General features: G+C 54.3%; 28 protein-coding genes, 1 tRNA gene and 1 pseudogene. 15 read left to right on the top strand and 15 right to left on the bottom strand.

The window, feature by feature from the left end; genetic code table 11:
- Nucleotides 1-73: 73 nt before the first annotated feature.
- Nucleotides 74-721 carry a YoaK family protein gene (locus H7U36_RS02270; protein WP_205155650.1) on the bottom strand — a complete coding sequence of 216 codons (648 nt, stop codon included), beginning with the start codon at nucleotides 719-721 and terminating at the stop codon, nucleotides 74-76.
- 222 nt (nucleotides 722-943) lie between these two features.
- Between H7U36_RS02270 and H7U36_RS02265 the strand changes: the two genes are divergently transcribed.
- Complete coding sequence (locus tag H7U36_RS02265; RefSeq protein WP_243426672.1) at nucleotides 944-1,819, top strand: LysR family transcriptional regulator; 876 nt, start codon at nucleotides 944-946, stop codon at nucleotides 1,817-1,819.
- On the opposite strand, the gene H7U36_RS02260 is transcribed toward H7U36_RS02265, so the two are convergent.
- On the bottom strand, nucleotides 1,800-2,087 hold the full coding sequence (locus tag H7U36_RS02260) for a phage holin family protein (RefSeq protein ID WP_033125650.1): 288 nt from the start codon (nucleotides 2,085-2,087) through the stop codon (nucleotides 1,800-1,802). The genes H7U36_RS02265 and H7U36_RS02260 overlap by 20 nt on opposite strands.
- A 210-nt stretch (nucleotides 2,088-2,297) precedes the next feature.
- A tRNA-Ala gene (locus tag H7U36_RS02255) sits at nucleotides 2,298-2,370 on the bottom strand.
- 150 nt (nucleotides 2,371-2,520) lie between these two features.
- Between H7U36_RS02255 and H7U36_RS02250 the strand changes: the two genes are divergently transcribed.
- The 12 genes from H7U36_RS02250 (at nucleotide 2,521) to H7U36_RS02195 (ending at nucleotide 11,463) form a co-directional block, all read left to right on the top strand.
- The gene (locus H7U36_RS02250) at nucleotides 2,521-3,018 is read left to right on the top strand and encodes an HD domain-containing protein (protein WP_243426671.1); all 498 of its coding nucleotides are present in this window, start codon (nucleotides 2,521-2,523) and stop codon (nucleotides 3,016-3,018) included.
- Nucleotides 3,019-3,127: 109 nt separating this feature from the next.
- A complete protein-coding gene (gene arcC, locus H7U36_RS02245; protein WP_033125651.1) occupies nucleotides 3,128-4,057 on the top strand; it encodes a carbamate kinase in 930 nt (309 codons plus the stop codon).
- A 223-nt stretch (nucleotides 4,058-4,280) separates the two neighbouring features.
- Complete coding sequence (locus H7U36_RS02240; protein WP_033125652.1) at nucleotides 4,281-4,493, top strand: helix-turn-helix transcriptional regulator; 213 nt, start codon at nucleotides 4,281-4,283, stop codon at nucleotides 4,491-4,493.
- 1 nt (nucleotide 4,494) lies between these two features.
- Complete coding sequence (locus tag H7U36_RS02235; RefSeq protein WP_033125653.1) at nucleotides 4,495-4,944, top strand: hypothetical protein; 450 nt, start codon at nucleotides 4,495-4,497, stop codon at nucleotides 4,942-4,944.
- Nucleotides 4,945-5,116: 172 nt separating this feature from the next.
- Nucleotides 5,117-5,890, top strand: a complete 774-nt coding sequence (locus H7U36_RS02230; protein ID WP_033125654.1) for an ABC transporter ATP-binding protein — start codon at nucleotides 5,117-5,119, stop codon at nucleotides 5,888-5,890.
- Entirely contained in the window at nucleotides 5,891-7,108 is a 1,218-nt protein-coding gene (locus H7U36_RS02225) for an ABC transporter permease (RefSeq protein WP_191493426.1), read from the top strand.
- A gap of 104 nt (nucleotides 7,109-7,212) precedes the next feature.
- Complete coding sequence (locus H7U36_RS02220; RefSeq protein WP_033125656.1) at nucleotides 7,213-7,467, top strand: PRC-barrel domain-containing protein; 255 nt, start codon at nucleotides 7,213-7,215, stop codon at nucleotides 7,465-7,467.
- Between the two features lie 68 nt (nucleotides 7,468-7,535).
- Nucleotides 7,536-7,997 (top strand): transcriptional regulator NrdR, encoded by a 462-nt coding sequence (nrdR, locus tag H7U36_RS02215; RefSeq protein ID WP_033125657.1) that lies wholly within the window; start codon nucleotides 7,536-7,538, stop codon nucleotides 7,995-7,997.
- A gap of 4 nt (nucleotides 7,998-8,001) precedes the next feature.
- Nucleotides 8,002-9,240, top strand: a complete 1,239-nt coding sequence (locus tag H7U36_RS02210) for a threonine/serine exporter family protein (protein ID WP_033125658.1) — start codon at nucleotides 8,002-8,004, stop codon at nucleotides 9,238-9,240.
- 127 nt (nucleotides 9,241-9,367) lie between these two features.
- Nucleotides 9,368-10,102 carry a tRNA pseudouridine(38-40) synthase TruA gene (gene truA, locus H7U36_RS02205; RefSeq protein ID WP_033125659.1) on the top strand — a complete coding sequence of 245 codons (735 nt, stop codon included), beginning with the start codon at nucleotides 9,368-9,370 and terminating at the stop codon, nucleotides 10,100-10,102.
- Between the two features lie 21 nt (nucleotides 10,103-10,123).
- The gene (gene xth / locus H7U36_RS02200; RefSeq protein WP_033125660.1) at nucleotides 10,124-10,876 is read left to right on the top strand and encodes an exodeoxyribonuclease III; all 753 of its coding nucleotides are present in this window, start codon (nucleotides 10,124-10,126) and stop codon (nucleotides 10,874-10,876) included.
- A 47-nt stretch (nucleotides 10,877-10,923) separates the two neighbouring features.
- Entirely contained in the window at nucleotides 10,924-11,463 is a 540-nt protein-coding gene (locus H7U36_RS02195; RefSeq protein WP_138302848.1) for an isochorismatase family protein, read from the top strand.
- A gap of 43 nt (nucleotides 11,464-11,506) precedes the next feature.
- On the opposite strand, the gene ymfI is transcribed toward H7U36_RS02195, so the two are convergent.
- The 3 genes from ymfI to H7U36_RS02180 are packed head-to-tail and all read right to left on the bottom strand — an operon-like array spanning nucleotide 11,507 to nucleotide 13,717.
- Nucleotides 11,507-12,253, bottom strand: coding sequence for an elongation factor P 5-aminopentanone reductase (gene ymfI, locus H7U36_RS02190; protein ID WP_205147741.1), 747 nt, complete (start codon nucleotides 12,251-12,253; stop codon nucleotides 11,507-11,509).
- Nucleotides 12,254-12,312: 59 nt separating this feature from the next.
- Nucleotides 12,313-12,513, bottom strand: a complete 201-nt coding sequence (locus H7U36_RS02185; RefSeq protein ID WP_138302850.1) for a VOC family protein — start codon at nucleotides 12,511-12,513, stop codon at nucleotides 12,313-12,315.
- Nucleotides 12,500-13,717, bottom strand: a complete 1,218-nt coding sequence (locus H7U36_RS02180) for an MFS transporter (RefSeq protein ID WP_138302894.1) — start codon at nucleotides 13,715-13,717, stop codon at nucleotides 12,500-12,502. Before H7U36_RS02180 ends, H7U36_RS02185 begins: the two co-directional genes overlap by 14 nt.
- 121 nt (nucleotides 13,718-13,838) lie before the next feature.
- On the opposite strand from H7U36_RS02180, the gene H7U36_RS02175 reads away from it, so the two are divergent.
- Both H7U36_RS02175 and H7U36_RS02170 read left to right on the top strand, forming a co-directional pair.
- Nucleotides 13,839-14,729, top strand: coding sequence for an AraC family transcriptional regulator (locus H7U36_RS02175; RefSeq protein ID WP_052084007.1), 891 nt, complete (start codon nucleotides 13,839-13,841; stop codon nucleotides 14,727-14,729).
- 174 nt (nucleotides 14,730-14,903) lie between these two features.
- Nucleotides 14,904-15,440, top strand: a complete 537-nt coding sequence (locus H7U36_RS02170; RefSeq protein WP_033125665.1) for an HD domain-containing protein — start codon at nucleotides 14,904-14,906, stop codon at nucleotides 15,438-15,440.
- A gap of 120 nt (nucleotides 15,441-15,560) precedes the next feature.
- On the opposite strand, the gene H7U36_RS02165 is transcribed toward H7U36_RS02170, so the two are convergent.
- From H7U36_RS02165 to H7U36_RS02125, 9 genes and pseudogenes are all read right to left on the bottom strand, one after another.
- The gene (locus H7U36_RS02165; RefSeq protein ID WP_138302852.1) at nucleotides 15,561-16,334 is read right to left on the bottom strand and encodes an ABC transporter permease; all 774 of its coding nucleotides are present in this window, start codon (nucleotides 16,332-16,334) and stop codon (nucleotides 15,561-15,563) included.
- Complete coding sequence (locus tag H7U36_RS02160; protein WP_138302853.1) at nucleotides 16,309-17,280, bottom strand: ATP-binding cassette domain-containing protein; 972 nt, start codon at nucleotides 17,278-17,280, stop codon at nucleotides 16,309-16,311. The genes H7U36_RS02165 and H7U36_RS02160 overlap by 26 nt, the downstream gene beginning before the upstream one ends.
- Before the next feature lie 109 nt (nucleotides 17,281-17,389).
- Nucleotides 17,390-18,031 (bottom strand): TetR/AcrR family transcriptional regulator, encoded by a 642-nt coding sequence (locus tag H7U36_RS02155; protein WP_138302854.1) that lies wholly within the window; start codon nucleotides 18,029-18,031, stop codon nucleotides 17,390-17,392.
- A gap of 113 nt (nucleotides 18,032-18,144) precedes the next feature.
- Entirely contained in the window at nucleotides 18,145-18,477 is a 333-nt protein-coding gene (locus tag H7U36_RS02150; RefSeq protein ID WP_138302855.1) for a hypothetical protein, read from the bottom strand.
- A gap of 31 nt (nucleotides 18,478-18,508) precedes the next feature.
- Complete coding sequence (bcp, locus tag H7U36_RS02145; protein WP_033125667.1) at nucleotides 18,509-18,961, bottom strand: thioredoxin-dependent thiol peroxidase; 453 nt, start codon at nucleotides 18,959-18,961, stop codon at nucleotides 18,509-18,511.
- An 84-nt stretch (nucleotides 18,962-19,045) separates the two neighbouring features.
- Nucleotides 19,046-19,654: a type II toxin-antitoxin system RelB family anti-toxin gene (locus H7U36_RS02140; protein ID WP_052084008.1), complete on the bottom strand. Its 609-nt coding sequence runs from the start codon at nucleotides 19,652-19,654 to the stop codon at nucleotides 19,046-19,048.
- 165 nt (nucleotides 19,655-19,819) lie between these two features.
- Nucleotides 19,820-19,903, bottom strand: a pseudogene (locus tag H7U36_RS15480) (DNA alkylation repair protein); the annotation flags it as partial.
- 64 nt (nucleotides 19,904-19,967) lie between these two features.
- On the bottom strand, nucleotides 19,968-20,333 hold the full coding sequence (locus tag H7U36_RS02130; protein WP_138302856.1) for a helix-turn-helix domain-containing protein: 366 nt from the start codon (nucleotides 20,331-20,333) through the stop codon (nucleotides 19,968-19,970).
- A gap of 113 nt (nucleotides 20,334-20,446) precedes the next feature.
- A complete protein-coding gene (locus H7U36_RS02125; RefSeq protein WP_205155648.1) occupies nucleotides 20,447-21,262 on the bottom strand; it encodes a DUF3658 domain-containing protein in 816 nt (271 codons plus the stop codon).
- Nucleotides 21,263-21,581 lie beyond the last annotated feature (319 nt).

Raw genomic sequence — 21,581 nt, 5'->3', positions numbered from 1 at the left:
CTGGGAAAATGCCAGTCTGATGTAGAATGGAGACATGGCATGACAGAAAGAGAAAGGAAGGCGTCTTGCCTGCCTATCCCTGTTCCTTTGCGCCCTCTGTCACAGCCAGAGGAAGCCACTCATTTGCCAGGCATACGGTGTACAGAGCGATGCCCAGGGGCAGCAGGGCGCACCAGATGCTCCTTGGCCCGATGAGCGACCTGGCGGCAAAGGAGCAGGCCACACCCACATGGAAAGAGAGCAGAGTACATCCGAAGAACTTTGCCTTTACCGTGTGGGTTTTATCTTTATTTAAGAAGACTTCCGTGACAGCCATTGTGAACTGTTTCAGGTTGTTGGTGGAAAATAAAGTGGAGCTGGCAAAGCCCTTTGCCCCCTTAAAGCTGTTCCACTGGAAGGCGGTGGCGAAGAAGAAGGGGTAGAGAGCCAGAACCGGGTGGATGTCCATGGGAAAAAGTCCGATAAGGACTGCTGCGGCCCCGTCCAGGAAAATGCTGGCCACCTGAAGGTTGATGGAGCTGTGTCTGGGAAGCCATACTGTCAGGGCGATGGCAGCCATAAAGAGGAGCACGCCGCCCAGCCGCAGACAGGCGTCCGCGAAATCATGGCCGAGAAGGTCGGTCACAAAGTAGATCATATTGGCAGTCTGGGCATTTCCGAAGAGGTCGCAGAAGCTCAGGATCGCATAGACCCCGAAAAAACCGCCTACAAAGGCCATCATATAATGAAGGGGAGTTTCATATTTTTTCTTGTTTTCCATCTGTGTTCACCATTTGAATAAAGATTTTCTAAAATGCGGTGTAAACCGCTGTCCTGTGTATTATAGCATATTGCATACATATATAAAAATACATATAATATATGAATAAACATATAAAAAAAGTATGGGAAAGGTGCGGCCCGTTTGGCAGGGAGAAAGGAGAGGCAGATGGATATAAAGTCTTTGAAGTATTACCTTGCGGTGGTGCAGGAGGGAAATATTACCCAGGCGGCAAAAAAGCTGTGCATCGCCCAGCCGCCTCTGAGCAGGCAGATCCGGCTTCTGGAGGAGGAGCTGGGTGTCACTTTGTTTCTGCGTGGAAAAAAAGAGATACAGCTGACAGAGGAGGGGAGGTTCCTCAAGCAGCAGGCAGAGGAGATCATAGAGCTCATGGAGAAGACGAAGGAGCAGCTCGGGAAATTTGGCGGCACCGTCCACGGACTTGTCTCCGTGGCGGCGGCGGAGTCCTTCGGCATTGGGCTTCTGTCGGAGATGGTGGAGGCGTTCCACAGGGAATATCCCCAGGTGCATTTCCAGATCTGGTGCGGAAACAGCGACGAGGTCCGGGACAAGCTGGAGCGGGGCCTTGCGGATGTGGGGATCGTGAGGGCGCCGGTCTATATGGAGCAGTGCGAGCAGATTTTTCTGCGGAGCGAGCCCTGGGTGGCGGCCATGAGCCGGAACCATCCTCTGGCCGGGGAGGCAGGGGACGAGGTGCGCCTGGAGCGGCTCGGCGGAGAGACGCTGATGGTCCCTGTCCGGGCCTCCCTCCAGGAGGAGATCAACCACTGGTTCAACGAGATTGCCCAGGACAGGGAGATCCTCTGCTACTACAATTCCTCCGCCTCCATGCTGCCCATGGTGGAGCGGGGCATGGGCATTGCCATCTGCCCCGGCTCCGCCCGGTATTTTACAGGGGGCGATGGGATCGTGTACAAGACCATTGTGGAGCCCAGGAAGGAGTCCCGGCTCTATATGGTGAAGCGCCGATACCAGATGCTTCCCCAGGCCGCCGGGGCCTTCTGGGATTTTGTCTGCTCTACTTTCCCGCCTGCTTGATGATCTGATTGACGTAGGTGGAAAGCCCCGCTACCAGCACGCCTTGGACAATGGCAGTAAATGCGGCCATGGCGATCTCCGGTCCGGTGCGCAGAGGGCTTGTGGCCAGGACCCAAACGGCGCACAGAGCGATGCCAAGCCCGCCCAGAATGAGGGGGATATACTTGTCTTTGACGGTCTGCGCCTGTTTGAGCCAGATGCCGATGAAATACAGGATGACAGATACTATGAGAAGCTCCGGCTTGATATATTGAACGATCTGTTCCATGAGATTACCTCCGCTGTTTTTTTGAGGCGGCTGCATGGCGCCGCTGCTTTAATCTATGCGGAGGACTGCCGGAATGTGCGAGGGGCAGAACAAGGCGGCCCAAAACCGGCTGCCAGATAGTCATGGATGATCGTAGATATAAAGTGGGAAAATAAAGAAAATATAAAAAACGGAACTGCCGGTCTGATACCGGAGCTCCGTTTTTTGTCCTGGAGCATACGGGATTCGAACCCGTGGCCTCCACAATGCGAATGTGGCGCGCTCCCAACTGCGCTAATGCCCCATAAGGAAATTATACCACTTCAGGGGAAGAAATCAAGATGAATTTATGATAGAATACTTCTGTCAATATTTAAGCGGAAGATGGCAGGCCGGCAGATGAGGGCCGGCGCTGCGGGAAGAAAAGGAGATGGACAGGCATATGAAGAGGAATATGGATTTGGATAAAATACAGGCGCTGAAGGAGAAGATGGTGGAATTTTACAGGGGATGCCCGGAGCAGATCCAGCATTTCCTGAAGGTGTACGCATTTGCGGAGATGATCGGTGAGGCGGAGGGACTGGATGAACACACCTTGTTTCTTTTGAAATCCACGGCTCTTGTGCACGACATAGGCATCCGCCCGGCAAAGGAAAAGTACGGGTACTCCAACGGAAAGCTGCAGGAGCAGGAGGGGCCGGCTGAGGCCGGGAGGCTGCTGGACGAACTGGGCTACGGGGAGGCGGACCGGGAGCGGATCTGCTATCTGGTGGGACATCACCACACCTACACAGGGGTGGACGGCGCGGATTACCGGATCCTTCTGGAGGCGGATTTCCTGGTCAACGGCTACGAGGAGAAAATGTCCCGGGAGGCCCTCACACACGGTCTTTCCGCCGTTTTTGAGACGGAGGCGGGGAAGAGACTTCTAAAGACTATGTTTGACGTGTAAAATCCATTGCATTTTCTGTGAAAAAATAATATAATTTCCTTATATTTACTACAAAAGACAGACAAAACAGAGGTCTGAAAAGTCATAGAGGCGTAAAGGAGAAAGAGCGATGAAAAAAAGAGTAGTAGTTGCATTAGGACACAGAGCGCTGGGGATCACGCTGCCGGAGCAGAAGGAGGCCGTGAGGAGGACGGCGGTATCCATCGCGGATCTGATCGAGGAGGGATACCAGGTAGCCATCACCCACAGCAACGCACCCCAGGTGGGGATGATCCACACAGCTATGAATGAGTTTGGAAAGGTGCACCAGGATTACACGCCGGCTCCCATGTCTGTGTGCTCAGCCATGAGCCAGGGGTATATCGGATATGACCTTCAGAACGCGATCCGGGAGGCGCTCCTGAACAGGGGCATTTACCGTACCGTCAGCACCATACTGACGCAGGTGACAGTAGATCCCTACGACGAGGCCTTCTACACGCCCACCAAGGTGCTGGGCCGCTACATGACAGCCGAGGAGGCGAACGAGGAGCGCAAGAAGGGGAACTATGTGATCGAGGAGCCGGGAAAGGGCTTCCGCCGCGTAGTCTCTGCCCCCAACCCGGTGAGCATTGTGGAGATCGACGCCATCAAGGCGTTGATAGGCGCGGATCAGGTAGTCATTGCCTGCGGAGGCGGCGGCATCCCTGTCATGGAGCAGGATCACCGCCTGAAGGGCGCCAGCGCGGTCATTGAGAAGGATCTGACAGCCGGAAAGATGGCAGAGGAGATCGACGCGGACGAGCTGATCATCCTGACAAGCGTGGAGAAGGTGCGCATCAACATGAACACCCCTCAGGAGTCCGAGCTGGGAGAGATCTCCCTTGCTGAGGCCAAGCAGTACATGGAGGAGGGGCACTTCGGCGTGTACAACATGCTTCCCAAGTTCAAGGCCTCAGTGGAGTTCATTGAGAAGAGAGAGGGGAGAAGCGCCCTCATCACTTCCTTTGACAAGCTGAAGGACGGACTCAAGGGAAAGACCGGCACAATCATCCGGTAAGAAAAAAGCAGTATATCGATCTATTGATCCCGGCCGCGCAAGAACCGCGGCCGGGATTTTTCTATGCAAGAAGTGTGTTAAAAATGTAACAGGAGACGTAACACTTTTTAAAAGTATTACGTCTGAAATGAACAATTGTAAAACACACTTGACATTTCATGTAAAGCCAACTATACTGAAAATGTAAAGTAAACTATACGATTGTGAAGGGGATGTCGAGCCTATGAAGACCCGGATTCAGGAGCTGCGCAGGAAATACAAGCTCTCCCAAGAGGAGCTTGCCCTGGCGGTGGGGGTCACCCGGCAGACGATCATTTCGCTGGAGAAGGAGAAGTACACGGCTTCCCTTGTGCTGGCCCACAAGATCGCCAGATATTTCGGGGTGACCATTGAGGATGTATTTGATTTTTCAGAAGTGGACGAGGAGGAGATGTGAGATGAAGGAGTACAGAGCAAAGCTGAAGAGACAGATCATCTGGATGATCGTCGGTATCATTTTTTCCTGCATGATCATTGTGATCTGCTGCGTCAGCGCCATGCGGCTGGGGGCGGATGAGCATGAGGCCAGCTTTATGAGAGGATTTCAGAGCGGCCTGTTCCTGGCCTGGGCGACCATCGCGGTCTACGGGATCGTGGTGAATGTCCGGGCGCTGCGGGATGAGAAGCGGCTGCGGGCGCTCTACATCAAGGAGCACGACGAGCGGCTGCAGGCCATCCAGAGGGAGTCGGGCCGGGCAGCCTACTGCATCAGCCTGTTCGGACTTCTGACAGCGGCCATTGCGGCGGGATTTTTCAGCATGACTGTGTTCGCGGTGCTGATCGGAGCTGTGCTCTTTGTGAGCCTGGTGGGCCTGGGTGCGAAAATCTGGTTCCACAGGACGATGTGATGCAGCCCTGTGTCATACGGGCCTGGAAATTGTGTAAAATTTAGGGAAAAAGTGTTGACAAATTTTCGGAAGATGTATATTATTGTACTAAATTAATAATACAGACGTCTGAGGAAATAGAATTGAAAAATAAGGAAGATCATCCCATGAGGGGAGAAAGGAAACAGAGGCTATGATTGAGATCAGAGACCTGACCAAGGTGTACAGACTGAACAAAAAACAGATGGCTGAGTCCCACACGAAAAATCCGAAGAAGACGGCTGTGGACCACCTGAGCCTGACGGCGAAAAAGGGGGAGATCTACGGACTTCTTGGGCCAAACGGGGCAGGGAAGACCACCACTTTGCGGTGCGTTTCCACCATTATAAAGCCTACCGGCGGCGAGATCTACGTGGACGGCCACGAGGTGCAAAGAGAGCCGGAGGCGGTCCGCAACTGCATCGGATTTCTCACAAGCGATATCAAGCTGGACGACCAGTTTGACGCGGATTACATGTTCCGCTTCTTCGGCCGTCTCCACAAGGTGCCTGAGGAGAAGCTCAGGAAGCGCAGGGAGGAGCTGTTTGACTATTTTGGCATCAGCGAGTTCGCCCACAAGAAGATCAAGGAGCTGTCTACAGGTATGAAGCAGAAGGCGGCTATCGCGGTCAGCCTTGTGCACGACCCGGATATCGTCATCTTTGACGAGCCCACCAACGGGCTGGATATCATCACTGCGAGAAATGTGACGGACTATCTGAAAAAGCTTCGGGACGAGGGCAAGCTGGTCATCGTTTCCACCCACATCATGTCCGAGGCGCAGAAGCTCTGCGACCGCATCGGCATCATTATCGACGGGCAGAAGGTGGCAGAGGGCACCCTGGATGAGCTGCTCACGCAGACATGCACGAACGACCTGGAGGATGCGTTCTTCCAGCTCTACTCGGCCAGAAAGGGGGAGAGGTAGATGTTAAACGGTATTAAACAGATATTTGGAAAAGAGATGGCCAGGATATTGAAGGACAAAAAGATGGTTTTCTCCGTCTTTTTTCTCCCGGTCATCATCATGGTAGCCCTGCTCACCATCATCAACAGCCTGGCGGGACAGATGCAGTCAGATATAGAGGATCACAAGTCCATTGTCTGGATGCAGAACGAGCCGGAGAGCTTTGAGGCCTTTCTCTCCTCCGCGGGGATGGAGTACAGTGTCAGGACAGTGGACTCTGACAGCGACCGGGCGGAGGCGGAGGATCAGATCCTGAACGGGAAGGCGGACCTTCTCATAGAGTTCCCGGAAAATTTTGATCAGCTGGTCGCCGGCTTCCAGGAGGGAGACCCGGTCCCACAGGTCAAGACCTACTATAATCCCTCTGAGGATTACTCCGCTCAGGCATATCAGGAGATTTCCGTGGGTGTGCTGGAGTCCTATCGCCAGACCCTGCTGGCAGGGCGGGTGGGAAACCCGGACGCCATCACTGTATTTACCGTCAATTCGGACAATGACGATATGGTGATCCAGGACGACGAGAAGGCCAGCGGCCGGGCCCTGGGCATGATGCTTCCCTATTTCATCACGATCCTTCTCTTTGCCGGAGCCATGGGAATCGGCACTGACATGATCGCCGGGGAGAAGGAGAGGGGAACCATGGCCAGCCTTCTGGTGGCGCCTGTAAAGCGATCCTCCATTGTCCTTGGAAAGGTGTTCGCCCTGATGGCGGTATCGGGAATTTCCTCCCTCATCTACGTGGCAGGTATGGTGGTGTGCACGCCCTTTATGATGGACTCCATGACTGGTATGGACGAGGCCCTCAACCTGAACCTGGGAGCGGACCAGATCATCATGATGGGACTTCTCCTCATTGCCATCGCCTTCCTGTACTCCGCCGTTGTGGCGCTGATCTCCGTCTTCGCGAAGACGACGAAGGAGGCCAGCAGCTATATCATGCCGGTGTACATGGTGGTTCTGGTTGTGGGACTTCTGACCATGTTCCGCATGGGAGACGGAGGACGCTGGGATTTTTATATTCCATTCTACAACAGCGCCGTTGCCCTCCAGTTGATACTGAGCCATGAACTGACTATGTCCCAGTACCTGATCACTCTGGTGGAGACCCTTGCGCTGGGCGGTATCCTGACCGTGCTCATTGCCAGAGCCTTCAACAACGAGAAGGTCATGGCGCTGTAGGCAGGAAAGCGGAATAAAAGAACAAAAAGTCAGGACAGGATAAAGAGCCTTGTGCCCTCACCGTCCCTTTTCCATCAGCATATGATGAAAGGGGAGGTGACAGCATGAGGCTTTGTGATTTTCAGCAGAAGGAAGTGATCAATGCCTGCGACTGCCGGAAGCTGGGGTATGTGGCGGACCTGGTCTTTGACGAGTGTACAGGCTGCATTGAGTCGGTGATCGTGCCAAGAGGAGGATTTCTGTGCGGCTGGTTCGGGGATACCGGGGAGTACGTCATCCCCTTTGACTGTATCAGGAAAATCGGCCCGGATATCATCCTTGTGGAGATCCACGAAGAAAAAAGGCACAGGTCGAAGTAATAAATTGACAAGTCCGGCCGGCGGGATATATACTTGTCTTAATATTTGAGAAAGGACGGAAGACCAAGATGAAATGCCCATATTGCAACCATCCGGATACGAGAGTCATCGACTCCAGACCGGCAGACGACGGTAATTCCATCCGCAGAAGGCGCTCCTGCGATGTATGCGGAAAGCGGTTTACCACCTATGAAAAAGTAGAGACTATCCCGCTGATCATTATAAAGAAGGACAACAACAGGGAGCAGTACAACCGCGGAAAGATCGAGACGGGCATCCTGCGGGCCTGCTACAAGAGGCCAGTGTCCGCAGCTGAGATACAGAAGTGCATCGACAGGGTGGAGACAAAGATATTCAGCCTGGAGGAGAAGGAGATCCCCAGCAGCGCTATCGGCGAGATCGTCATGGATGAGCTGAAGAAGCTGGATGAGGTGGCCTACGTCCGTTTCGCTTCGGTGTACAGGGAATTTAAGGATGTAAACACATTTATGGACGAGATTAAGAAAATACTGGACAGAGGAAATGCGTAAAACAATGGATTATCAGCGGATTTTGGAAGGCATACTGGACATTGGAGAGGCCATGCTCTGCAGCGGAGCGGAAAATTTCAGACTGGACGACACCATGTACCGGATGTGCAAAAGCTACGGCTTCAAGAGGTACGATGTGTTTGTCATCCCCAGCAACATCCAGATTACAGTGGAGACGCCGGAGGGGGAGATCCTCACCCAGATCCGGCACATCGAGTCCACGGGCATCAACTATGACCGGCTGGACTACATGAACAATCTGGCCAGATACGTGTGCGCCCACACGCCGGACGCGGATGAGCTGCACAGGAGGTATGTGGAGGTCATGAACCGGAAGGAGCAGCCGCTTTGGATCACCTACCTGGCGGGAGTCATGGGCGGCACCGGGTTCGCCGTCTTCTTTGGATGCGGGCTGACGGACGCGGTAGTGGCAGTGCTTGTGTCCCTCATGATCGTGTTTGTGGGAAACTGGCTTGGAAAGCGGGAGGACAATCTCCTGATATACAACTTAATCCTGGCCTTTCTGTCGGAGACGGTGATCATCGGCATGGATTTCCTGGGGATCGGCACCCACCCGGACCGGATCATGATCGGCATTGTCATGCTGCTCATCAGTGCCCTGAGCACCACGAACGGGATCCGGGAGATCCTGCAGAGAGATTTTCTCTCCGGTCTTATCAATATCATGAACTCTGTCCTGGGAGCGGCGGGCATTGCCTTTGGCATCGCCATCGCCATGCAGCTTCTTGGGGAGGGCGCCTACGACGGCTTCACGCTGAACCACAGCGTGCCCATCCAGCTTATCTCCTGTACCGTAGCCTGCGTGGGATTTGCCATGTGGTTCAAGATCCAGGGGAAGCAGGTGCTCTTTTCCGGCATCGGTGCTTTTTTCACCTGGGCTATCTACTGCCTGGTGTATGCGGTCTGGCCCAGCAACTTTGTGGCCACTATGGCAGGAGCTGTCTTTGTAGCGGCGTTTGCCTTCATCATGGCCAGGGTCAACAAGGCGCCGGCGACTATTTTCCTGACTGCGTCAGCCTTTCCGCTCATTCCCGGACCGAATCTCTACTATATGATGTACGGCTGGGTGAGCGGCGACAGTGTCCTGGCAAGCCAGGAGACAAGCGTGCTGCTTGAGACCTGCCTTGGTATTGCCCTGGGTTTCCTGATCGTGGACGTGGTGTCCAGGTGTGTCCTTTACGCGGTGAAGCGAGAGGGCTTCCGGGGAGAAAATATCATCTGACCCGGTGAGAAATAAATTGCGCATCCTACCGGAAAGTGCTATGATAAAAGAGGAAGCATATACAGCTTCTTCTTTTTTGATATGCAAATTTATTTTCAAGTTTTACAGATAGATCGGGTGTGTGTATATGAGAAACTATAAATTGACCATTGCCTATGACGGAAGCCGCTACCAGGGGTGGCAGCGGCAGGCCACGACGGACAATACGATCCAGTATATTATAGAGTGGAGCCTTGGAAGAATTGTGGGCTACCGGGTGCAGGTGGACGGCTCCGGACGGACGGACAGCGGCGTCCACGCCAGAGGGCAGGTGGCCAGCGTGAAGCTGTCCGGCCTCTACGACCCGGAGGAGCTGAAGGCTGCGCTAAACCGCTACCTCCCGGAGGATATCCGCATTCTCAAGGTGGAGCTGGTAAAGAATAATTTTCATGCGAGAAAAAGCGCCAAGGGAAAGAAATACGAGTACTATATAGACTGCAGGGAGAAGCCGGATGTGTTTTCCCGGCGCTACTGCTACCACTATCCGGAGAAGCTGGATATAGAGGCCATGCGGGATGCGGTGAAATACCTCATCGGCGTCAAGAATTTTGCCAGCTTCACGGACAACAAAGAGACAAACGATACAGTCCGCAGGATCTACAATATCAAGATCGTGCGTTCCGGGGAGAAGGTCAGGATCACCTACTACGGGTCCGGCTTCCTCTACCACATGGTCCGCATCCTGACAGGGACTCTGATCGAGATCGGGACAGGCAGGCGGGACGCCAGCAAGCTGCCGGTGGTCATCGCAGCGGAGGACCGCAGCCTGGCGGGATTTCTGGCGCCGGCCAGAGGGCTGTTCCTGCGGAAAGTGTATTATTAGACGACAAGGAGAACAGAGCATATGAAATTCATTTCCTGGAATGTGAACGGCCTGCGGGCCTGTGTGCAGAAGGGCTTTACAGACTTTTTCAAAGAGGTGGATGCGGATATTTTCTGCATCCAGGAGACAAAGCTGCAGGAGGGGCAGATCGACCTGGAGACGCCGGGCTACCATCAGTACTGGAACTATGCGGTGAAAAAGGGCTACTCCGGCACGGCTGTGTTTACAAAGGAGGAGCCTCTTAGCGTGTCCTGCGGCATCGGTATGGAGGAGCACGACCAGGAGGGGCGGGTCATCACCCTGGAGTACCCGGAATTTTACTTTGTCACTGTGTACACGCCCAACTCCCAGAACGAGCTGGCCAGGCTTTCCTACCGGATGCAGTGGGAGAGCGATTTCCTGGCCTACCTTAAGAGGCTGGAGGAGAAAAAGCCGGTGATCTTCTGCGGGGACCTGAATGTGGCCCACAGGGAGATCGACCTGAAAAATCCCAAGACGAACAGAAAGAACGCGGGATTTACAGACGAGGAGAGACAGAAATTTACGGAGCTTCTGGAGGCTGGGTTTATCGACACCTTCCGGTACTTCTACCCCGACAGGGAGGGGATTTATTCCTGGTGGTCCTACCGGTTCAAGGCCAGGGAGAAGAACGCAGGGTGGCGTATCGACTATTTCTGTGTGTCCAGATGTCTGGAGGACAGGCTGGAGGACGCCAAAATACTGACCGATGTGATGGGATCCGACCACTGTCCCGTGGAGCTGGATCTGAAATAGCAGGGAAAAGAGAGAAAAAGAAAAGTAAGGGAAAGAGGCGGGCGAATATGAGGATTGAGAGAGAACACGCGGCGGCAGTTGTCATTGATTACCAGGAGAAGCTGATTCCTGCCATGGACAGGAAGGAGACGCTCATAGAGAACTCCTCCATCCTGCTGGCGGGTCTTCGCGCGCTGGGCATCCCCATGGTGTTCACCCAGCAGTACACAAAGGGGCTGGGCAGTACAGTGAGGGAGCTGACCCAGGCTGCGGGGACGGAAGAATTTGTGGAGAAGATCCGCTTCAGCGCCTGGCAGGATGTGGTCAGCAGCCATCCCTGGATACAGGGGAAAAAGTACATTATCCTCTGCGGCGTGGAGTCCCATATCTGCGTGCTGCAGACCCTGATAGATCTGCGTGCCGCAGACTTTGTGCCCGTGCTGGTGACAGACTGCGTTTCCAGCAGGAAGAGGACAGACTATGAGACGGCTCTGATCCGGGCCAGGCAGGAGGGGGCTATCCTCACCACATACGAGGCGCTGCTCTTTGAGCTGCTTGAGAAGGCCGGTACAGAGGAGAGCAAGAAGATCCAGCGGCTTGTGAAATAGGAAAGACAAAAGAAAAGGGAGGGTATATCTGATCTGTTCCGGATCAGATATACCCTCCGTCTATTCCGATGATTTGCCCGGTCATGTAGGCCGGGGCATGGGCGGTCTGCCACACAAGGTCCGCTGCCTCCCGGGGCGTCCCGAACCTTCCGGCGGGGATCTCCTCCTCCAGCGCCTCCCGCTCCACGGGGGAGAGCCAGGAGTTCATAGATGTGTCGATGACCCCGCAGGCGATGGCGTTGACCTGGATGTTGCTGGGGGCCAGCTCCTTTGCCAGGGCCCGGGTCAGGCCGTGGATCCCGGACTTGGCGGCCGAGTAGGCGGCCTCGCAGGAGGCGCCCACTGTCCCCCACATGGAGGAGATGTTGATGATCCGCCCTTTTTTGCGCGTCACCATGGGCGGGACGGCGCTGCGGCAGCAGTAGAAGACAGAGGACAGGTTGGTGTCCATCATTCTCTGCCACTCCAGGTCCGTCATGTCGGTGAGGAGCCCGGTGTGGGAAATGCCGGCATTGTTCACCAGCACGTCCAGACAGGGACAGAGCTGATAAATTTTCTTAAAGATCTGCCGGACCTCCTCCGGGTTTCCCACGTCCCCGGGGACAAGCGTGCACTGGCCGGGGAGCTGCTCCTGGATTTCCTGCCAGACCTTCTCCAGCTCCTCCAGCGAGGAGCGGCAGTTGAGAAAGACGTGCCACCCCTCCTCGGCAAAGCGGAGGGCGCAGGCGCGGCCGATGCCCCTGGAGGCTCCTGTGACGAGTACGTATTTTACAGACTGTGTTGCAGACATGAACATTCTCCTTTTGTCTTTATCGTTTCTCCCATTTTACACCAGAGTATACCTGCTGTCTACCTGTCCGGGCAGGCGCGTATTTTCAGTCCGCTTTCTTCTGTGCATACAAAGCAGCTCTCGTACATGCCGCCAATGTTTTTAGGTTCATAGAGAACGTCCAGACCTGTTTCTATCATGTCAATGGTCAGCGCATTTACCTCCTCTGTGCTTTCTACAGAAAATACGATAAAAATAAATCCATCCTTACGCTTTTCCAAGGACAGCATCCCTTTCATTGCTGCATTTCACCTCCGGCCTTTTTGCAAGCACGATCCCTGCTGACAGAAGGAGCGGGAACAGTACGCCTGCTAAAATACCTATTTTCAGATCGTTATCCATAGCGTCTGAGACAAGGCCCACCAGCGTGGGGCCTCCTGAGCATCCGATATCCCCGCCAAGGGCCAGCAGCGCAAACATAGCTGTCCCGCCTTTTGGAAGAGAGGCGGCCGCCTTGCTGAAGGTACCCGGCCACATGATCCCCACAGACAGGCCGCAGACAGCGCAGGCGGCCAGACTGAGCTGGGGAACCGGAAGGAGGGAGATCCCCAGGTAGGATACAATACACAGAAGCCCGCTTGCGGCCATAAAGCGCTCCAGGTTGATCCGGTGTCCGTATTTTCCGTAAAACAGACGTGACAGCCCCATCAGCAGGGCAAATGCCATCGGGCCGGCCAGGTCCCCGGCGCTTTTGGAGATGCCTAGGCCCTTCTCGGCAAATACGGATGCCCACTGGCTCACCGCCTGTTCACTTGCCCCGGCGCACACCATCATGACAAGCAGGACCCAGAACAGCTTGTTTTTAAAAAGTGAGCCCGGCGTCATTTCGCTTTCACCGTCCTCAAGCAGGGGAGCCATGGGAACCCTTGTAAAGGCGAAAGCGTTGCAGATGGGCAGAAAAGCCCAGGCCAGCGCCAGGAACTTCCAGTTTTCCATGCCCGCCAGATGGAAAAAGAGGGTGGATACGAGCACGACTCCCGCATAGCCCCAGCAGTAGAAGGAATGCAGCATACTCATGGTTTTTTCTTTGTGGCCGGTGGGGCAGGCTTCCACGACTGGGCTGACAAGTACTTCCAGCAGCCCGCCGCCGACTGCGTAGACCATGACGGAGATCAGTATGCCGGCAAACGGTACCGGCAGCAGGTCCGGCAGAACGGTGAGAAGGATCAGGCCTGCGGCTGAAAAAATGTGTGCCGCAACCATGGAGGCCCGGTATCCTATCCTGTCTGCGAATCTGACGGACAGAAGATCGACCAGGAGCTGTATCCCGAAATTAAAAGTTACAAGCAGCGTGATCTGAGAGAGGGGGATATGATAGGTTTCCTGAAACAGTAAAAAAAGAAGCGGCGCGAAATTATTGACAACAGCCTGGACGATGTAGCCCGTGAAGCAGGCTGCAATGGTTTTGTTATACTGATTTTTTATTCTCATTTTGTCTCCTCCTGTTCTGAATATGGATTATATCATATAGAGAATGCCAAATCATTGAATATAATTGCTTTTATATGGTACAATATCACAAAATGAGATGAATCGGAGGATGAGTATGGATCATTGCGTGACAGTTACGGACGAAACGCTCCGGGAAACGGCAGTCCATGGAAGCAGCGGTTATCCGTTTGCCTATTATCCGGAAAATATCTGGCAGTTTGACTTCCACCGGATAGACTGGCACTGGCACCATGAGGTGGAATTTATATATTTTTCTGAAGGAAGTGTATTCTGTTTTGCCGGGGAAGACCGGATAGAGATGCGGCAGGGAAGCGGGATCTTTATCAACAGCGGCGTGCTGCACCGATTTGAAGCGCAGGAGAGCGCATGGGCGCCCAACATCGTCTTTTCCCCGTATCTTCTTGCGGCAGAAGACACTTTTGTCTACCATAAGTACATCATGCCTGTCATCAGCTCATCTGTCCCGTACCAGGTTCTGGAGCCGCAGACAGGCTGGCAGGAACAGATCCTGCAGATCCTCCTGCAGATTTTTGATCTTCAGGAGACAGGGGAGGACTGCGAATTGTCCACTGTGAGAATGCTTCTGGAAATATGGGAGCTGCTGGCAGGGAATATGGATCTGCCGGCGGGCGGTTCCCGGCTTCGCCGCCTGACCCACAAACAGGCTAAACTGCAGACCATGATGCAGTTCATCCACGATCACTATATGGAAGAAATAACGCTTGAACAGATTGCCGCGTCTGCCTCTTTGAGCAAAAGCGGCGCCCTGCACATTTTCCGGTCAGGAATACATATATCCCCGGTGGCTTATCTCATCCGCCACAGGCTGGCACAGGCGGCAGAGCAGCTTCAGGCAACCCAGAAGTCCATATCTTCCATTGCCGCGGATACGGGATTTTCGGATGCCGGCTATTTTTGCAGGAAATTCAGGCAGCAGTATCATATGAGCGCCAGTGCGTACCGACAGAAAAAATGGGGAAAATGACTGCGTCAGGGAAAATCTGGAGGAGGGGTTTAAATTTTACAAGGGAGTTGCTATTTCTGTCCACTGATGCTATGATGTAGGCATGATTCAGACAAGCGATATTTGCCGAGAGAGGAGATTTTAAAGGAAATTATCATTAGCGATGGAAGCAGAGGATGAAAAAGAGGTATGAATATGATCGACAGGGCAATTGAATTTGCGACGAAGGCTCATGAAGGGCAGTTCCGGAAGGGGACAAGGCGTCCCTATATCGTGCACCCCATTGAGGTGAAGGAGATCGTGTCCACTATGACCCGGGATGAGGAAGTGATCAGCGCCGCGGTACTCCACGACACAATTGAGGACTGTAAGGGAGTGACCAGGGAGGTGCTGGCGCTGGAGTTCAGTCCCAGGGTGGCGGCCATGGTGGCCGGAGAGAGCGAGGATAAGTCCAGGACCTGGATGGAGAGGAAGACCGCAACGATCCAGTCCATTGGGAACGCTCCCAGGGAAGTGCAGATGATCGGGCTTGCAGATAAATTGTCCAATATGCGTGATATCGACCGGGATTACCCCAAGGTGGGCGAGGAGCTCTGGAACCGCTTCCGGATGAAAGATAAGAAAATGATCGGCTGGTACTACAAGGGTGTCCGGGATGCCCTTGCGAAGGACTTTCAGAAGGAACCGGTATTCCAGGAGTACTGCCGGCTGATCCGGAAGAATTTCGATTAGAAGCATAGCAAGAGGGCCGGATATGCGGGATGTGACGCCTGCATATCCGGCCCTTTCGCTCTATCTGTGGAGTTCTGTCTGTCGGGCTCTATCTGTCAGGGTTTTCTATTCTCAGCTCCGCTATCCCAATAGCCTCCTTTTAAGGAAAAGTACAGAGGCGGCGCAAAAGACAGCCGTCAGAAGGGCGCACCACAGAAGGGCGGCACCGAGAGTCCCGGCGTCCGCAGGGCTGCCCGACAGGGCGTCTCGCATGGCGTCGATGACAGGTGTCATGGGCTGATAGCGGGCAAACGTCCGCAGCAGCGGCGGCAGATGCTCTGTGGGTACAAAGCCGGAGCTCAGGTAGGGCAGGACGATGGCCAGGGAGGAGAGAGAGCTGGCGCCCTGGGCGCTCTTTGACAGGATCCCTACAGCGACGGCCAGCCAGGACAGCGCCAGGATCATGCCTGACAGAAGAAGGAAGGTGATGCCAAGGCCGGTCAGGGTAAGGGCCGGGCGGAAGCCAAGGAGCAGCGCGATGACAAGGACCACAGCGGAGGTCACAAGGTTCCGCGCACAGGCCTCCAGCACATGGCCGTAAAGGAGCGCTCCCTGACGGATGGGGAGAGTGGAAAATCTGCTCAGGATCCCGCTGGTGATATCCTGATTGACCATGATGGCCGTGGTGGAGGAGCCCTGGGCCGCGCACTGGATGAGGACGCCGGGGACGATATAGGCTGTGTAGGAGGTGCCGTCCACGCGGATCAGGCTGCCAAAGAGGGAGACAAAGAGCAGCATCATGAGGGCGGGCAGCAGGATGCTGGTGAGAAAGGTCTCCGGGTTCCGGCAGGACAGGAGCAGGCAGCGCCAGGCGATGGTGAAGGTGTCGCTATAGCTTTGTTTTGTTGTTTCCATATGATTTTTCCTCCTTGATCATAGTTAAGAACACATCCTCCAGGGAGGGGGACTCCTCTGAGAATTCCCGGACAGAAACAGAGCCATCCCGGAGACAGCAGAAGAGCTCCCCCAGGGTGTCTGCCCTCCCGTCTGTAAACACAGTCAGAGCGCACTCCTCCGGCAGGCAGCTGGTCCGCCATTTTCCCGCAGGGGCTCCCAGAAGAGAGGCGGCCTGCTCCAGATCCTCCGGGCTGTGGAAGGCAAACCGCACGGCGCCCCGGGGAAGGAGGGACTTCAGCCGGGCGGGGGTCCCCTCTGCCAGGATTTTCCCTTCGCTCAGGATACCGATCTGGTCAGCCAGCTGCTCGGCCTCCTCCAGATACTGGGTGGTGAGGAGGACGGTCATGCCGCCGTCCCGTAGCCTTCGGACGATCTGCCACATGGCCAGGCGGCTCTGGGGGTCCAGTCCGGTGGTGGGCTCATCCAGGAATAGGACATCGGGACTTCCCACAAGGCTCATGGCGATGTCCAGCTTCCTCTTCATCCCTCCCGACCAGCCGGAGACCCTTCTGTGCGCATCGGGGGAGAGGCTAAAGGAAGCCAGGAGCCGGACCGCCGATTTCTCCGGGGCTGCCAGGTGCCGCAGCCGGCCCATGAGGAGAAGATTTTCCATTCCCGTCAGACTTTCATCCAGGGCGGAGAACTGTCCAGTCACGCTGATGACCTGGTGGACCTTCTCCGGCTCCCTGATCACATCAAAGCCCCGGATCCGGGCAGCTCCCCCGTCAGGGCAAAGCTGAGTGGTCAGTATGCGGACTGTGGTGGTCTTCCCGGCGCCGTTGGAGCCAAGAAGAGCGTAGATGGTCCCTGTGGGGACTGAAAAGGTGACGTTTCTTAGGACCTCTCTGTCTTTGTAGCGTTTCTTCAGCGAGGAAACGCAAATCGATACATTGTTTCCTTCCATGGGTTACCTCCTTTTTGTGAGCTGTGGCGCATGTTTTCTTTTTTTTGATTATTAATACCGAACGAAGGTATGTATATGTTTAATATAAAATTGCCTCTGAAAGGCAATTTTATGAGTCCTGCTGCAGGGCAGGGTGGTTTCTGATCAGGTCAGCCGCCTTTTCATCATAGATGGGAAGCCCCATCCTGGCGAGCACCTCGCAGCTGCACTGGTACCTGCGAATAATCTCCTCAGAGCTGCCGGGAAAGACAGATGGGATCAGCCAGACATCCAGGAGGATCAAAAGCTCGGACAGCTCCTTTGGATAGTCTGTCTGGATGGAGCCGTCCCGCCTGCCCTCCTCGATGAGCTCCAGCCAGCGGGGGCACAGAGTGCGGCGGTTTGTCTCCAGCATCCCTGCCAGGATCCGGGGATTTTTAAGGAGGGGGACAGCCTGAGCGGAAAAGGCTGTCTGCTCTTCGTTGGACTGGTTCAGCAGGATGGCCAGCTTCATCTTTTCCAGGCCACTCAGATCCGTCCGCTTTTTTACCTCCTCAAAGGGATTGTTCCTGGCAAAGAGCCTGTCCCCCAGGGCGTTCAGGATGTCCTCCTTTGACTTGAAGTGGTGGTAGATGGCGCCCTTGCTCAGGCCCCCCAGCTCGTCCACAATGTCCTGGATCGTTGTCTTGTCGTATCCCTTTTCCAGAAAAAGCCGCTGTGACACATCCAGTATCTTCTCCACAGTGACCTCCGGATATTTGTTTCTGGCCATGGTATCCTCCTACATACATTCGTTTGGTATGTATATAGTATAACGAGCAAAACGCAAGGTGTCAATGATTTTCATACTAAAAGGGTGAATGGCAGAGCTGGCTCCAGGCTTCCTTAATCCCGCCGCTTTTCATAGACAGCCCTGAAAACACACCCCAGTCCAAGCCCCATATATCCGTCCGCCAGGTACCAGAGGGCGTGGGAAAGGGCAGTGGCATTGTAGTGGATGGGAACTGTGGGCAGAAACAGGGCGCACACGAGAAGCGGATAGGCATACTTGAAAGGCGTCCGGGACAGAGCACCCAGAAGAAGAGACAGAAGAAAGGAGGAGAACAGCAGGACAACCACCAGTCCCATCATATCAGTGGGGCCGGCGGTCAGGGGAAACAGATAAAACATGACAGCCTGTATCGCAGTGATCACAAGCTCTTTCCTGTACTTTTTCATTGTCCTGCCCTCCTTTCCGGGACGGGGGAGACTACAGCTCTGCCAGCATCTGGGCCGGATTGTCGGCTGCCTTCACCTTTCCGAAGGCTTTGACGATGGTGCCCTCCTCATCGATCAGGTAGGTAGTGCGCACCACGCCCATGGTCTTCCTCCCGTACATATTTTTCTCCTTCCACACATCGTAGGCCTGGATGCAGGTGAGCTCCGGGTCAGAGAGCAGTGTGAAGGGAAGGCCGTATTTTTCCTCAAATTTCTTGTGGGAGGCCACGCTGTCCTTGCTGACGCCAAGGACGACAGCGCCCTTTTCGGCAAACTGGGGATAGAGATCCCCGAAGCCGCAGGCCTGCTTGGTACAGCCGGGAGTGTTGTCCTTGGGATAAAAATAGAGGATGACCTTCTTTCCCCTGTATTCCTCCAGCGTGTGCATGTCTCCGTTCTGGTCCGGCAGAGAAAATGCCGGCGCCTTTGTTCCGATTTCTAACATAGTGGTTCCTCCTTTAGTCTGAAATTTTATTCTGAAATGAAAGGAATCCCTCAGCTTGCGCAGGGAAGGTGTCCATGCGAAGCCTTATGATCCTATGTCTGTATCCCTTTCTTTTTCAGGAGCGGTGTTTTCCTCTCTGACGAGACTGACCCGCAGAAAGCTTTCTTTTACTTTGGCGGCATACTGCAGCTCATAGAACGTCTTTCCCTCCAGCATGGCCTGTGAGATAGCTTCTGTCTCCCTCTGGACATCCGCCCCGTGGGCATACCAGCCGAGCATGGTTCTGTTCTCGCCCCAGAAGGAGGAGCTGTCCACTCCGAAAAGGGCAAAATGAGGTACGTCCGGGCGGGTGGACACACGCATGGACATTACCTTATAGCAGTTGACCAGCTGTTTGCCGTCATGGCTGCGGATCATGATCTTGCCCGTGGACACTGGTGTGGGGGCGGGCTGTGACTGACCATCAGGAGCGGTGCCTGGATGCTCCGGGCTGTCAGACTGGTCTGAAACAAGATAGTCCAGGGAGACCTTCAGTATCCGGGAGAGGGATATCATTTTCTCCATCTCCGGGTATCCGTTTCCCTGCTCCCAGCGGGAAATAGCCTGCCTGCTGACGTGTAGCTGCTCGGCCAGCTCCTCCTGGGAAATCTTTCTTTCTTTTCTTACTGTGCGAAGATTTTCACCAAAGCTCATAGGGGTGCCTCCTTATATGTATGATATGCTGTCAGAGCCGGCCGCTTCCATGTGCGGCTGGCATTCGTGGTATGCCTGGATTATAGCGGAAATGCCCTGAGCAGGCCACCAACCCTGGCTTGCAGAAGCGCAACCTGGGGTTGCATCTTATATATCAGAGGCATATCAGAGGTATTTTGATCCCTCCCGGATGCTCAGACTGTCCATCTTCGCCTCATAGGTGCGGATAAAGTCTCTCACCCACTCAGGATCCGTCTGTCCTCCTGTCCCTCAAATTTCTTTTTGATGGCGAGATATTTTTCCGTGTTCCGGTTCATTTCTGCACCTCCCGCAGCAGATCCTCTGGCTCCACTCCAAACAGCTTTGCCAGGGCAATGAGGTTGGTGGTGGTGGGCTCTGAGGTTCCATTTTCCCATTTGGACACAGCCTGCCTGCTGATGCCCAGCGCCTGGGCCACGAATTCCTGGGTCATTCCCCTGTCCGTGCGGTGCTTCTTCAGCACTTCGCCAAGAGATTTTCTTGTCCTGGCCGTTTCCGGGTTCACATTGCCGGACCGGATGTATTTCCTCAGGGCCTTCACGACTAAAATAAAGAGATAGACGCCGCCCACAAAGCTCCCAAGGATAAAAATGAGATTAAAAAATGCAATGACAACAGATAATGAGGATAAAATTTCCATATATGCTCCCTCCTTTTGATAGAAACAGCATAGCATGTATGTGCAGTTGTCTCTATCAACCCGGGCGCAACTTTGCGGTTGCGCGCAAAATTTCTGTGTCCTTGGCCTCCGGGTCAGGCTCTGCAGATTGTCCTTGCGTACTTTTTTTCGGAGTCTTGGGTTACCCTTATCTTTCCCTGTTCTATGAATGTGTCAATCCTTTGGGCATACCACCAGTCGTAGGTCCCCACCGGGTATTTCCCCAGGATATTCCCGATGAGAAAGGCCTGCTTTAGGGGCTTGTCGGTGAGCTCCCTCCATATAAGAAAATCATAGAACTCTTCAGGGACGCTGAGCAGGTTCCCGTTGATGACAGCGCGAAGAGGGGCGTTTTCCCCTCGCAGGTCTTCCCACAGCAGCGCGTACATTTCCCGTTCTGAAGAGGAAAGCGGTCTTTCCAGAGGCAGAAAGTGCCGGAATTCATCGTGGGACACCTCAGCCCAGCTCCGGCAGGATACAATGCGGCTGCCGTTTGTCCTGTATCTTGGAAGCTCCACTGCGGAGACGGGATTTTTGTAAGACTTCATCCAAGCGCAGAGGAAGCAGAGACCGCAGAGGGAGTAGGGGCTGTGACTGTACCAGATCCTAACAGCCCGGCCCTGCCTTAGATATTCTTCCAGCCGGGCCAGCCCGCGGATGTAAGAGGCGCCGGCTTCCTTTAGCTCCCGGCAGGCAGCCTCGTCATGTCCATCCTGGTCCTGGCTGTACATGGAGAAGATCAGCTCCTGCCGGTAGGAGCTGTCTATTGCTTCCTGGATATCGCCGATGTCCAGCATGAAGGCGAGACAGATCACCGTGTCCGGCTCGCCCTCCTCTGCCGGGAGTGCGCGGATGGTTTTGGCATATTTCATGCAGGCTGCCTCGCTCTCGCCAAACAAAATGTCAACCATAATCTGCGTCCTCCTTTGCGTCCCTTTTATTGCCTGTAGTATTATCCATAGTGTATCATCTCTGCCCCCCAGTGTCTATTATTTCCACAAAATCGTTTTCATAAATTTGTGCAATGTGTCCTATTGCCATCCGCGTCTGTTTTCTATATAATGTAAACCATCTACAGAGGAAATCTTTTCTCTGAGGCTGCCTGGCAGCCATTCTTATTTATGATCATCCGGCGTTTGTCCGGGGCGGGTTCCGCCACATGAAATTCCTTTTTCTGAAGTCTGCAGACAGGTGAAAAGGTTGCAGTCTGTTGTTTTTATGTCTATAATG

The organism is Faecalicatena fissicatena, assembly GCF_016900595.1.
GTDB classification, from domain to species: domain Bacteria; phylum Bacillota; class Clostridia; order Lachnospirales; family Lachnospiraceae; genus Claveliimonas; species Claveliimonas intestinigallinarum.
This window is presented reverse-complemented; position numbering and strand designations above follow the sequence as displayed.